The 12,143-nt window shown below is 68.9% G+C and carries 11 protein-coding genes and 1 tRNA gene; 1 reads left to right on the forward strand and 11 read right to left on the reverse strand.

Translation table 11 applies throughout. The annotated features are described in order from the left end of the window. Positions 1 to 8: 8 nt before the first annotated feature. The 7 genes from rplK to AC1MGR_RS16910 form a co-directional block, all read right to left on the reverse strand. Positions 9 to 458 carry a 50S ribosomal protein L11 gene (gene rplK / locus AC1MGR_RS16880; RefSeq protein ID WP_018044245.1) on the reverse strand — a complete coding sequence of 150 codons (450 nt, stop codon included), beginning with the start codon at positions 456 to 458 and terminating at the stop codon, positions 9 to 11. Positions 459 to 673: 215 nt separating this feature from the next. Continuing rightward, on the reverse strand, positions 674 to 1,207 hold the full coding sequence (gene nusG, locus AC1MGR_RS16885; RefSeq protein ID WP_056218143.1) for a transcription termination/antitermination protein NusG: 534 nt from the start codon (positions 1,205 to 1,207) through the stop codon (positions 674 to 676). A 66-nt stretch (positions 1,208 to 1,273) separates the two neighbouring features. After that, a complete protein-coding gene (gene secE / locus AC1MGR_RS16890; protein ID WP_108037340.1) occupies positions 1,274 to 1,576 on the reverse strand; it encodes a preprotein translocase subunit SecE in 303 nt (100 codons plus the stop codon). 216 nt (positions 1,577 to 1,792) lie between these two features. Continuing rightward, positions 1,793 to 1,869, reverse strand: a tRNA-Trp gene (locus AC1MGR_RS16895). 204 nt (positions 1,870 to 2,073) lie between these two features. Then, positions 2,074 to 3,264: an elongation factor Tu gene (gene tuf / locus AC1MGR_RS16900; protein WP_055949261.1), complete on the reverse strand. Its 1,191-nt coding sequence runs from the start codon at positions 3,262 to 3,264 to the stop codon at positions 2,074 to 2,076. 144 nt (positions 3,265 to 3,408) lie between these two features. Next, a complete protein-coding gene (locus tag AC1MGR_RS16905) occupies positions 3,409 to 3,870 on the reverse strand; it encodes a tellurite resistance TerB family protein (protein WP_108037342.1) in 462 nt (153 codons plus the stop codon). Positions 3,871 to 3,966: 96 nt separating this feature from the next. Beyond that, complete coding sequence (locus AC1MGR_RS16910) at positions 3,967 to 4,410, reverse strand: DMT family transporter (RefSeq protein ID WP_108037344.1); 444 nt, start codon at positions 4,408 to 4,410, stop codon at positions 3,967 to 3,969. Between the two features lie 159 nt (positions 4,411 to 4,569). Between AC1MGR_RS16910 and AC1MGR_RS16915 the strand changes: the two genes are divergently transcribed. Next, positions 4,570 to 5,169, forward strand: coding sequence for a biliverdin-producing heme oxygenase (locus AC1MGR_RS16915; protein WP_480232315.1), 600 nt, complete (start codon positions 4,570 to 4,572; stop codon positions 5,167 to 5,169). Here the strand turns inward: AC1MGR_RS16915 and AC1MGR_RS16920 are convergent. From AC1MGR_RS16920 to AC1MGR_RS16935, 4 genes are all read right to left on the reverse strand, one after another. Continuing rightward, positions 5,166 to 7,727, reverse strand: a complete 2,562-nt coding sequence (locus tag AC1MGR_RS16920) for an HWE histidine kinase domain-containing protein (RefSeq protein ID WP_480232316.1) — start codon at positions 7,725 to 7,727, stop codon at positions 5,166 to 5,168. The two genes, AC1MGR_RS16915 and AC1MGR_RS16920, sit on opposite strands and share 4 nt — an antisense overlap. Before the next feature lie 163 nt (positions 7,728 to 7,890). Further along, positions 7,891 to 8,172 carry a hypothetical protein gene (locus AC1MGR_RS16925; RefSeq protein ID WP_480232317.1) on the reverse strand — a complete coding sequence of 94 codons (282 nt, stop codon included), beginning with the start codon at positions 8,170 to 8,172 and terminating at the stop codon, positions 7,891 to 7,893. A 22-nt stretch (positions 8,173 to 8,194) separates the two neighbouring features. Further along, positions 8,195 to 10,183 carry a BON domain-containing protein gene (locus AC1MGR_RS16930; protein ID WP_480232318.1) on the reverse strand — a complete coding sequence of 663 codons (1,989 nt, stop codon included), beginning with the start codon at positions 10,181 to 10,183 and terminating at the stop codon, positions 8,195 to 8,197. Between the two features lie 101 nt (positions 10,184 to 10,284). Further along, complete coding sequence (locus AC1MGR_RS16935) at positions 10,285 to 12,108, reverse strand: ATP-binding cassette domain-containing protein (protein ID WP_108037354.1); 1,824 nt, start codon at positions 12,106 to 12,108, stop codon at positions 10,285 to 10,287. Between the last annotated feature and the right edge of the window lie 35 nt (positions 12,109 to 12,143).

Raw genomic sequence — 12,143 nt, forward strand, 5'->3', positions numbered from 1 at the left:
CCCTCCCCTTAAGCGACGACGTCGAGACCCATGGCCCGCGCGGAGCCACGGATCATGGCGACGGCGGCGTCAACCGAGTCGCAGTTCAGGTCGGGCATCTTCTTCTCGGCGATCTCGCGCAGCTGCGCCTCGGTCACCTTGCCCACGGTCGGGCCCTTGCCCGGGGTCTTCGAACCCGAAGCCGGCTTCTTGCCGATCTTCAGGCCGGCGGCCTTCTTCAGGAAGAAGGTGACCGGCGGCTGCTTCATCTCGAAGGTGAAGGAGCGGTCCTGGTACGCCGTGATGACGACCGGGATCGGGGTGCCCTTCTCGATCTGGGAGGTCTTCGCGTTGAAGGCCTTGCAGAATTCCATGATGTTGAGGCCGCGCTGACCGAGCGCGGGGCCGATGGGCGGCGACGGGTTCGCGGCGCCGGCCGGAACCTGAAGCTTCACGTAGCCCGTGATCTTCTTTGCCATAGGGACTGCTCCCAAAGAATGCCCGGTCCCCGGCTGGCCTCAGCGCGGACGGAACGGGCGGTTGCAGGTCGCGGTTCGGCCCGTGAACCCCGGTGGCGAACCGGGCAGGCCTCCCGCGTGTGACACCGTCGCGAGGGACGGTGGTTTCGCGCCCGGCCAGGGCCGGGCGGGACGAAGCCGGTGAGCCAGCGACGGCTCACCCGAAATGGATTGGATCAGACCTTCTCGACTTGGCCGTATTCCAGCTCGACCGGCGTGGCGCGGCCGAAGATCGAGACGGCAACCTTGAGGCGCGAGCGGCTCTCGTCGATTTCCTCGACGGTGCCGTTGAAGGAGGCGAAGGGACCGTCGGAAACGCGGACCGTCTCGCCGATCTCGAAGGACACGGAGGGCTTCGGGCGATCGACGCCCTCGGCGACCTGACCCTTGATGCGCTCGGCCTCGGCATCCGGGATCGGCACCGGCTTCGACTTGTCGGCGCCGAGGAAGCCCGTCACCTTCGGGGTGTTCTTGATGAGGTGGTAGACCTCGTCGGTCAGGTCGCACTTCACCAGGACGTAGCCGGGGAAGAACTTGCGCTCGGCATCGACCTTACGGCCGCGGCGCACTTCGACGACCTTCTCGGTCGGGACCATGACCTCGTCGAACAGCTCCATCAGGCCACGCTGGGCCGCCTGATCCTTGATGGACTGCGCGACCTTGTTCTCGAAATTCGAGTAGGCGTGGACGATGTACCAGCGCTTCGACACGGTTCTCACCAAATCCTGACGTCAGTCAGCCCGATCACGCCGCAGCGCGCCCGGGCCGAGAAGTTGTTACGCGCCGACCCCGAGGATCAGGGTCACGAGATAGCGCAGCGCCTGGTCCACCACCGTGAAGAAGATGCTCGCCACCACCACCATGATGAACACCATTACGGTGGTCACGACGGTCTCCTTGCGGGTCGGCCACGTGACCTTGCGGCCCTCGTCGCGAACTTGAGCCAGGAACTCGGCCGGGCCGACGCGCTTCTGTGCGGGACGCGCGGGCGGGGTCGCCCGAGGGGGCGTCGGCGTGGTGGAGCCGCGCTGCGGGGCGCGCGCGAGGTCCACTTTCTTCGATGCTTCGTTCGATGCCATGGCGCCAACAACAGGGAGATCGGCCCGAGCTTCGGGAAAGCGCGACGCGGCGGCTCCGGGGAGGAGCCTGCATCGACGGCCTTCATCGATCTCGGAAGGCGACCGCTCTAACGCAAGTCGTCGGGCTTGTCGACTACGCCCGGCCGGACTTCGCTGAGGAGCGATCTACTGGAAGGGAAGAGAGCTGGGAGGGTCGACAGGTCTGACGCGGCCAAATGGCAGGAGTGGAGGGACTCGAACCCGCAACCTCCGGTTTTGGAGACCGGCGCTCTGACCAGTTGAGCTACACTCCTATGCAGAGGACGAGTCCTCCGCCGCGGCGCTGCTATAGACCGCTCGCGGCGGCTTCGCAATGGTCAAACAGCATCGTCGGCGAAGAACCTTCGCGGCGTCTCTCAGGCCGGCACGGACCCTGAAAACGACAACGGCGCCCCGGACCGATCCGGGGCGCCGCGTCCTCTCATGTCACCCGTCGGGTAGCCCGATCGGCGTGGGGATTACTCGTTGATGGCGGCGACGACGCCGGCGCCGACGGTGCGTCCGCCTTCACGGATGGCGAAGCGCAGCTTCTCTTCCATGGCCACCGGCACGATCAGGGTGACGTCCATGGTGACGCTGTCGCCAGGCATCACCATCTCGGTGCCCTCGGGCAGCACGCACACGCCGGTCACGTCCGTGGTGCGGAAGTAGAACTGCGGGCGGTAGTTGGTGAAGAACGGCGTGTGGCGGCCGCCCTCCTCCTTGGTCAGGATGTAGGCCTCGGCCTTGAACTTGGTGTGGGGCTTGACCGAGCCGGGCTTGCACACGACCTGGCCGCGCTCCACGTCCTCGCGCTTGGTGCCGCGCAGCAGCACGCCGACGTTGTCGCCCGCCTGGCCCTGGTCGAGCAGCTTGCGGAACATCTCGACGCCCGTGACCGTCGTGGTCTGGGTGTCGCGGATGCCCACGATCTCCACCGTCTCGCCGACCTTGACGATGCCGCGCTCCACGCGACCCGTCACCACCGTGCCGCGGCCCGAGATCGAGAACACGTCCTCGATGGGCATCAGGAACGGCTTGTCGATCGGACGCTCCGGCTGCGGGATGTAGGCATCCACGCTCGCCATCAGCGCCAGCACGGCGTCGTGGCCGATCGCCTTGTCGCCGTTGTCCAGCGCCACCTTGGCCGAGCCCTTGGTGATCGGGATGTCGTCGCCGGGGAAGTCGTACTTCGAGAGAAGCTCGCGCACCTCCATCTCGACGAGCTCGAGGAGCTCGGCGTCGTCGACCAGGTCGACCTTGTTGAGGAACACCACCAGCGCCGGCACGCCGACCTGACGGGCCAGCAGGATGTGCTCGCGGGTCTGCGGCATCGGGCCGTCGGCCGCCGACACCACCAGGATCGCGCCGTCCATCTGCGCCGCGCCCGTGATCATGTTCTTCACGTAGTCGGCGTGGCCCGGGCAATCCACGTGCGCGTAGTGCCGGTTCGTGGTCTCGTACTCCACGTGCGCCGTCGAGATCGTGATCCCGCGCGCCTTCTCCTCCGGCGCCTTGTCGATCTGGTCGTAGGCCGTGAACGTCGCACCGCCCGTCTCGGCCAGAACCTTCGTGATCGCCGCCGTCAACGACGTCTTGCCGTGATCCACGTGACCGATCGTGCCAATGTTGCAGTGCGGCTTCGTACGCGCGAATTTCTCTTTGGCCATCGTCTCTTTCCTGCGGCAAGCTCACACGAGCGGTCGCCCGGGCTGTCGCTCGACGAGGTGTCGAGCCGGGCGAAAGACGGGGGCCCGCTTAGAGGCTTGCCGTCCTTTGATCAAGGGCCTTGCAGGATAAGGCGTTCCGGCGCCCTACGGAACCGGACGCCGGACAGGGGATGCGGCGAGCAGCGCGGCCCGGTCCAGCCCCAGTGCGGCGGCGATTTCTTCGAGGGCCTGCGCCTCCACGTCGGCGATGCCGTCGAGGTCGGCGACGTCGGCCGCGACGAGGAATGTCGCTTCGCGCTCCTCCTGCCCCCGGCCGTCGATGGCCGCGACGCGGCGCAGGTTCTCGGCCCGGCCGGCGCGGGTCCGGGCGCGGGCGATCCCGTCATAGAGTTCGCTCTCGAGCATCAGCCGGTCGTACCCCTTCTCGAGGATGGGATTGGCCTGCAGCCCGGCCAGCGCCGTATCGAATTCCGCGCTGGCGATCTCCCCGTCCGCGACCATCACGTTGGCTGCGGCCGAGACCATCGCCTGCATGAGGATCTTGTCGCCGGCATAGGCCGTCACGGTCTGGCTGAAGCGGCTGACGATGTCCTGGAAGATGTTCATGGGGGCTCTGGACACGGACGGGATCGTTGCGGGGCGCGGCATCGACGCTGCGGCAGGCATCGCGGTTCCGCGCACCGATGACAAGCGTCCGCCGGGTCAGAACAGCGCCACCAGGGCGATACCGCCGATCATCAGGACGCCCCCGAGGGCGCGCCAGAGGGTCAGCGGATGCTGCTCGAACCCAATCCAGCCGAAATGGTCGAGCAGGATGGAGGTGATGACGCCGGCGGTGATGAGAAGCCCCAGATAGGGCGCGGCCCCGATCTGCTGCGCCACGAACAGCTGGGAGAGGATGAGGAAAGCCCCCACCACGCCCCCGAACCAAGCCCAGAGCGGGACCGCCCGCATGTCGCCAAGGCTCGGCAGGGCGAAACGACCGAGGACCAGCCCGATGACGAGCAGCGTCGCGCCGCCGGCCAGCGAGACGACGATGCCTGCGGCGAAGGGCTGCGCCAGGTTCTTGGAGAGGGTCGCGTTCACGCCCGACTGCACCGCGTTCGCGATGCCGGCCACGAGGGCGAAACCGTAGAGGAACCACATGGGCGATCCTGGGTCTTCAGCGTGGTGGGCCGAGCCGCGAGGGCGAGGCCGGCGTCTGGGAGGTAGCCTGTGATAAGTCCTTGGCGAGGGTTCGAGATCGTCTAAGAACGGCGACGGTGCCGAACAGCAGGGAAACTCGGTATGGATGGGACGGCCAGGATGTCCGTCGATGCAGGAGAACCCGAGCCGAGGGACGTTGCTGCGGATGCTCCGCGCGATCTTCGCTTCGCCCTGCGCGCCGCGACCGATGCCGCCCATCGGCGCCTTGATCTGGGATTTACCACCCATGACTTGAGTCGGCGGGACGATTACATCCGCTTCCTGTCGGCGATGCGGGACCCCTTCGTGCAGATCGAGACTTGGCTCGATGGGGCCGATGCTGCCGACCTGCCGCCGGACTGGCCGTCCCGTCGCCGGTCCGCGGTCCTGCAGGCCGACCTGGGCGGGCTGGCGATCCTTGCTCCGGAGGTTGCCCCCACTCCCCTGCCCCGCACCCTGTCGGGTGCCGAGGCGCCGGGTCTCCTCTACGTTCTGGAAGGGTCGCGCCTCGGCGGCCAGGTTCTCCTCCGCCAGGTCCTGGCCAGCCCGGACCCGTTGGTGCGCGGGAACGCCGGTTTTCTCCAGCACGGCGCGGGGCTCCGCCTCTGGCCGAGTTTCGCGACCTGGCTCGGCACCCGCCCGGCCTCCGACCACGCGGCCGCGATCCGCGGTGCGCAGCGCGCCTTCGCGCTGTTCGAGGCGGCCCAGGCGCGGGGCTAATCCCGAATGGGCGCGCTTGCCAGGGCCCGGCGCAACGTATCCGCCGTATAGGGCTTCTTGATCATCGGCACGGTGCCGAGCTCGGGCGGGATTCGGAAGCTCTCGCCGTAGCCCGTCGCGAAGACGAAGGGCACGTCGGCGGCGATCAGGCGACGGGCGACCGGCAGGCTCGTCTCGGCGCCGAGATTGACGTCGAGGAGGGCGAAGCTCGGACGCGCCGCCTCGATCTGCCGCAGGGCCTCGTGCACCGATCCCGCCATGTCGACCGCGCTGGCTCCGAGGGTGGCCAGGATCTCCTCGGCCTCAAGGGCGATGATCATGTTGTCCTCGACCACCAGGACGGTCCCCGACAACGCCGCGGCATCGGGCTCGGGCGTCCGGTCGCGCTCCCGCGACAGGGGGACGGCGATGGTCGGGGCGGCGCGCACGTAGCGCGCCGGCACGGTGAAGCGGCCGCGCAGGCCGGTGAGCTCGTAACTGATCTCCGCCTCGCCTTTCAGCTCGTAGGGGATCGAGCGCTCGATCAGCGTGGTGCCGAAGCCGCGCCGGCGCGGCGGCTTCACCGGCGGCCCGCCGCTCTCGCGCCAATGGATCACGAGGCACTCCGAGACGTCGCGCTCCCAGGCGACGTCCACCTGCCCGACTGCCTCCGACAGGGCGCCGTACTTCGCCGAGTTCGTCATCAGCTCGTGAATGACCAGGGCGAGGGTCGAGAACGCCTGGGGATCCAGGAGGACGTCGGTGCCCTCCAGACGGACACGGCCCGCTTGCTGATCGAGGTAGGCTTCCGCCTCCAAGGTGATGAGGTCGCGCAGGGAACCCGGTCCCCAGTTCGTCGTGGTGATCTGGTCATGGGCCCGGGCCAGGGCCTGGATGCGCGCACCGACGACGCCGGCGAAATCCTCGACGCTGTCGGCCCCCGAGCGGCTCTGCGCGACGATCCCCCGGATCAGGTTGAGGATGTTGCGCACCCGATGGTTCAGCTCGGCAATGAGCAGCTCCTGGCGCTCCTGCGCGGTTTTCCGTTCCTTCTCGGCGGAATCCGTGAGGCGCAGGATGACTTCGAGGAGTGTGATGCGCAGGGCCTCGGCAATGCGCAGGTCCACCGGACTCCAGGGTGCGGCCTGCCCGCGGACCACCTCGGTCCAGGCCTCGAAACTCTTGCGGGGCGTGAGGCGCAGACCGTTCGGTCCGAGGCTCGCCGGCTTCTCCGGATTGCCGGCCCAGGTCACGGTGCGGGCGATCTCGCGACGGAAGAACACCAGGAAATCCCGCGGCGCCCGCGAGATCGGGATCGCCAGGAGGCCCGCGGCCCGCTCGGTGTAGTCGGCGGCCGGCGGATGGACCGCGCCGATCTCGTGGGTGGCGAAGGCGCGGCTGGTGGCCGTCCGGTTGAGGAAGCGCACGAGGCCGGTAAACTCTTCCGCCGTCGGGGTCGCCCCCCGCAGGGTGATCTCGCCGTTGACCCAAACGCCGATACCGTCACACGTGACGATCCCGGCGATGTCGTCGAGGAAATCGGTGATGTTCTCCAGGCTCGTTCCGCCCGAGGCGAGCGCGCCCATCAGTCGGTCGTGCAATGCGCGGGAACTGCCTTCGTAGGCGGCCTCGGCTTCGCGCTCCCGGCTCTCCAGGATCAGCGAGAACATCTGTCCGAACAGTTCCGCGCCGGTGCGGCGCTCCAGCGAGATGTGGCGCGGCTCCGTGTGGTGGCAGGCGAACAGGCCCCAGAGCTTGCCGCCCCGCAGGATCGAGACCGAGAGCGAGGCGGCCACCCCCATGTTGCGCAGGTACTCGAGGTGGATCGGCGAAACCGTCCGCAGGGTACTCATCGACAGGTCGAGGGGACGTCCGTGGGGATCGCGCTGCGGCAGCACCGCGACGGCCTCGGCGTCGACGTCGGCGATGATGCGCAGCCAGTTGCGCTCGTAGAGGGTCCGCGCCTGCTTCGGAATGTCGGAGGCCGGGTAGTGCAGCCCGAGATAGGGCGGCAGGCTGGACCGGGCCGACTCGGCGATCACCACCCCCGAGCCGTCCGGGTCGAAGCGGTAGACCATGACGCGATCGAAGCCGGTCAGCGCGCGCATCTGGCGCACGGCTTCGCGGCAGAACGGGTCGAAGCCGACCGTCTGCTGCAGGCGTCCGACCATGCTGCGCACGAGATTGCCGGCATTGAGGTGTTCGCTGACGCTCGGCTCGGCCTCGAGGACGATGATGCCGTCCGAAATGTGCAGCGCAATGTCGAAGGGAGTCCCACCGGGCTGCAGGACGGTGCCGAAAATCCGGTCGATGGCATCCGGCCCGCGCAGGGCCTGAAGGTGACCACGGATCAGATGAATTGCCTCACCGTCGATCAGGTCGGCCAGGGGAAGCCCGAGCAGGTCGAGGTCCGCCTGTCCTAACCATCGGGCGGCATTCTCCGAGGCTCGGACCACGATCCAGTCCGGGGAGACCGCAATGAGGAAACCGAAGGGCTGAACCGCGCCGAGGATGTGGATCGGTTCCCGGTCGCAGGATGTAAGGTCCACAGGCCGGGTGCGTTCTGAAGGTTCGATCATCAGGTCTCTGATTCGCCAGTCCCGTGTCCGTTCGGAGAAGCGCGTCGGGAACAACGACAGACCATCGAGAAAGTCTCCTTGATGGTCTGGCAACGAACACAGTTTCTGGTCGATTGTGTTCCGAATGCCACAGGCATGCGCGAAGCCGGCTTGATTCGTTGCCTCATGGCCGCGTGCCGATCCGGTCGACGACCCCTGCCGCAAGGATCGCTCCGATCAGGTAGGACCCGAGTCCGAGCCCCCCGCCCTCCAGCCAGAAGCCTGCCCGGCCCGGCAGAAGCCCCCCGACGGCGAGGCCACCGGCCAAACCCGCTATCAGGACGAGAAGGACAGCCGTCCAGCGCGCGGTCGGTGTCCGCGGCAAACCCGTCATCCCGCCGACGGCAGCGCCGAGGAGGGCACTGGCGGCGACGAGGGGCCAGAGCAGGGTTGCCAGAAGAGTCACGCCGTTCGCCTCCGTCGCATCGTCATGACCGTGGCGCGATCCCGACACCCTGGCCAGCCGAACGCGGCGTGCCGGCCGAAGCGGCAGCGACCTGTTCGGGACGAAGCCCGGCCTGAAGCAGGTACTCCACGATCGCGAGGGCGCGGCTTTGCGCAAGATCGGGGGCGGATTCCACTTGGCCAGCCGCCTTGGCCTCGGTCTTGACGGTCTTATCCTTAGAGTTGGACTTGCCGGACCCCTGATCCGGGGCATTCGAGCCGGAGGGTCTGGTCGGTGGCTTGCTCGGTCCTTTACTCGGTCCTTTGCTCTGGGTTTTGCCCGCATCCTTGCCGGCGTCGAGCGAGGCCGTGCTCTCCACTGCGGTCTCGACGACTGGCTTCGGTGCCGCGGTGGCTCCGCTGGGATCGGGATGGCCCGTGACCACCAGGCGCAGGGTCGGGCAGGTCTTGCCCAGGGCGGCAATGCCATCGAGCAGCAGATAGAAGGCCGGCGCCAGGGTCGTGCTCCCGGCCGGGAAGAGAAGGGTCTGGCCGGTGAGCTTGGCACCGAGCGCGGCGACGCAGTTCTCCGGTGCCCCGGCCGATGCTGCGTCGGGGGTCGTCACCGAGACCTCCGCCGTCCAGCCCGGCGGCATCGCGGCCGACAGATCATCGGAGACGCGCCGGCCACCCTGCGCATACAGGCTCTCGCCCGTCAGGGTGATCGAGCGGTCGGCGAACCGGGCCTCGCCCCGCGCCAGGAGGACCAGGGCCGTGGCGGTTGCGCGCAGCGCGCGAGCGAGCTCCGGCGGCGCTCCATCGCCGAGACGGGTGCGGTCGATCAGGCGCTCACGGAACAGCCGTGGGCGAAAGGTCCCGAGGAGACCCTCGCGCGCCTCGGCATCCGGCAGATGGCCGGACAGCGTCACGGCGTCCGCGTCGCGCCGCAGCAGGATTCGATACGGCGAGAGTGGTCGGGTACTGAGGGCGATGTCGCCCCGGCTCAGGCCGGCGGGCATCGCTTCGCGCAACAGGGCCTCGATCTCCGGGATTGCCTGGGCATCGAGGGCAACGCCGTTGAGCGAGATCCGCGCATCGGCGACGCTGACGCTGCCCTCCTGCAGCAACGCCGCGAGTTTCAGGACAAACCGCGCCATCGCGGCCGCATCGACCCCGCCCGGGAGGCCGCGCGCACTGCGCATCCGGTCCTCGACCTGTCCCGTCTCCGAGGCCTGGGGCGCCAGGGTCCGGATCTCGGCGCGCGCCGAATCCGAGACCACGTAGCCCGAGAGCGTCAGGGTGCCCCCGGGCTCCCGAGACACGACGAAGCGGAAGTCCGGAACGACGGCCGGCAGAATCTCGACCCGGCCGAGACCATAGCCGGTCGGCAGTTCGGCCAGGGCCGTCCGCAAGGCCTCGTCGTCGGCGACGGACGTCGCCTCGCCCATGACCGAGAGGCGCATGTCCTCCAGCATCACCCGGCCCCCGGGCGCGAGGGCGCGCAGCCGCGCCAGAGCATAGGCGGCCGCCGCGGCGAAGTCCGGCGGCGCGCCCAGGGCGGCGCGGGCGCGATCGTGCAGGGCCGTTCCGGGGTCGAGGGCAGGGACGAGTTGCTCGGCCAGGGCGCCGGCGCCGATCTCGGCCGGCCGCACGCCGGTCACGTCGACCCCGTCACTGCCCTTAGTCGCGATCCAGACGAAGGGCGAAGCCGGTTCGACCACGCCGACCGGGCCGACGATGCGCCGGACCCCGTCGATGGCTGCAAGACGCTGATGGGCCGCATCGCGCGTCGCGGCATCCGGCGCCTCGCCGGTCACCAGGAGGTCGCGCCCCTCGACCGCGACGCGCAGCCACGGCTCGGCGCCCGGCGTCGCCGTCGCCCGGGCCACCGCATCGGCTTCCGCACCAAGCTGCGCCTCGAGGCGCGGCGTGAACCAGACCGCGGACAGGCCGAGGATCAAGGCGAGGCCAGGCAGGCCGGCAGCCCAGCCGAGACGGCGGCATCGATCACGGAGTGCGGAAGCGGCGGACACGTCGGACCCCGATGGCAGGCGGCGCGCGCGAGCGAACGCCAGGGCGGCATTTCACACGCCGTTCGCGGCATCTTGAAGGCCGGGCGCTGCCCGCGCCTCACTCAGGCGTCGCGCAGGATCTCCAGTTCGAGCCAACGATCCTCAGCCTTGGACAATTCGGTCTCGGCGACGCCGAGCAGGTCCGACGCCTTGGCGAAGCGGGCCGGATCCCGGGCGTAGAGGCCCGGATCGGCCAGGACTGCGCGCAGCTTGGCGATGTCGGATTCGAGCTTCTTCATCCGGTCCGGCAGGGTCTTCAACTCGTGCTGGTCCTTGAAACCGAGCTTGGGCTTGCCGGCCGAAGCACCGGCATCGCCGCTCTTGGCGCGGTCCTTCGTGTCGGCGCGGGCCTCCGCCTTCTCGGTTCGCACGGCAGCCGCGCGAGCCTGCACGCCCTCCCCGCGCTGGGCGATCATGTCGGTGTAACCGCCGGCATACTCGACCCAGCGGCCCTCCCCTTCGCTGACCAGCACGCTCCCGACGACGCGATCGAGGAAGTCGCGGTCGTGGCTCACAAGGATCAGGGTGCCGGAATAATCCGCCAGCATTTCCTGCAGGAGGTCGAGGGTTTCGAGGTCGAGATCGTTGGTGGGCTCGTCGAGGACGAGGAGGTTGGCGGGCTGGGCCAGGGCGCGGGCGATGAGCAGGCGGTTGCGTTCGCCGCCCGAGAGGACGCTCACCGGGGTGCGAGCCTGCTCGGGGGCGAACAGGAAATCCTTGAGGTAGCCGATCACGTGGCGGCTGACGCCGCCGACGATCACGGAATCGCCGCTGCCGCCGGTGAGCACCTCCGTCACCGTCATGGTCGGCTCCAGCACCGCACGGGCCTGATCGAGGAGCATCATCTTCAGGTTCGTACCGAGCGCCACCGTGCCGGAATCGGGCGCGAGCTGTCCCGTCAGCAGGTTGATCAGCGTGGTCTTGCCGGCGCCGTTGGCCCCCACGATGCCGAGGCGATCGCCGCGCATCACCCGGAGCGAGAGATCGTCGACGATCGTGCGGGCGCCATAGGCCTTGGCCGCGTGCTTGGCCTCGATCACCAGGGCACCGGAGCTCTCGGCCTCCGTCGAGGTCATGGTCGCGGTGCCGACCGGCCGGCGATCCTCGCGCCGCTCCTTGCGCAGGGCATGGAGGTTGCCGAGGCGACGCACGTTGCGCTTGCGCCGGGCGGTGACGCCGTAGCGCAGCCAGTGCTCCTCGTCGGCGATCTTGCGCTCCAGCTTGTGCCGATCGCGCTCCTCCTCCTCGAAGAAGGCGTCGCGCCAGGCCTCGAAGGTGGAGAAGCCCTGCTCGATCCGGCGGGTGACGCCGCGGTCGAGCCAGATCGTGGTCTTCGAGAGGGCCGAGAGGAAGCGCCGGTCGTGGCTGATCAGCACGAGGGCGCCGCGCACGCTCTTCAGCTCGGATTCGAGCCACTCGATCGCGGGCAGGTCGAGGTGGTTGGTGGGCTCGTCCAGCAGCAGGATGTCGGGTTCGGGCGCCAGGGCCTGGGCCAGGGCGACCCGCCGCCCCTCCCCGCCCGAGAGGCTCCTCGGATTCTCGGCACCGGTCATGCCCAGGCTCTCGAGGAGATAGCGGGCCCGGTAGGCATCGTCCCCGTGCGTCAGCCCGGACTCCACGAAGTCCAGGGTCGTCTCGAAGCCGGAGAAGTCGGGCTCCTGCGCCAAGTAGCGGATCGTCGTGCCGGGCTGGACGAAGCGCACGCCACGGTCCGGCTCGACGAGCCCTGCGGCGATCTTCATCAGGGTGGACTTGCCCGAGCCGTTACGGCCCACGAGGCAGGTGCGTTCGCCGGGGGAGATCGCGAGTTCGGCGCGCTCGATCAGCGGTGTGCCGCCGAAGGTGAGCGCGACGTCTTGGAGGGTGAGGAGCGGGGGAGCGGCCATGGGGCCGGCTTATGGCAGCGACCGCGCTTCCGAAC

The sequence above is a fragment of the Methylobacterium sp. BI1 genome (assembly GCF_056680125.1).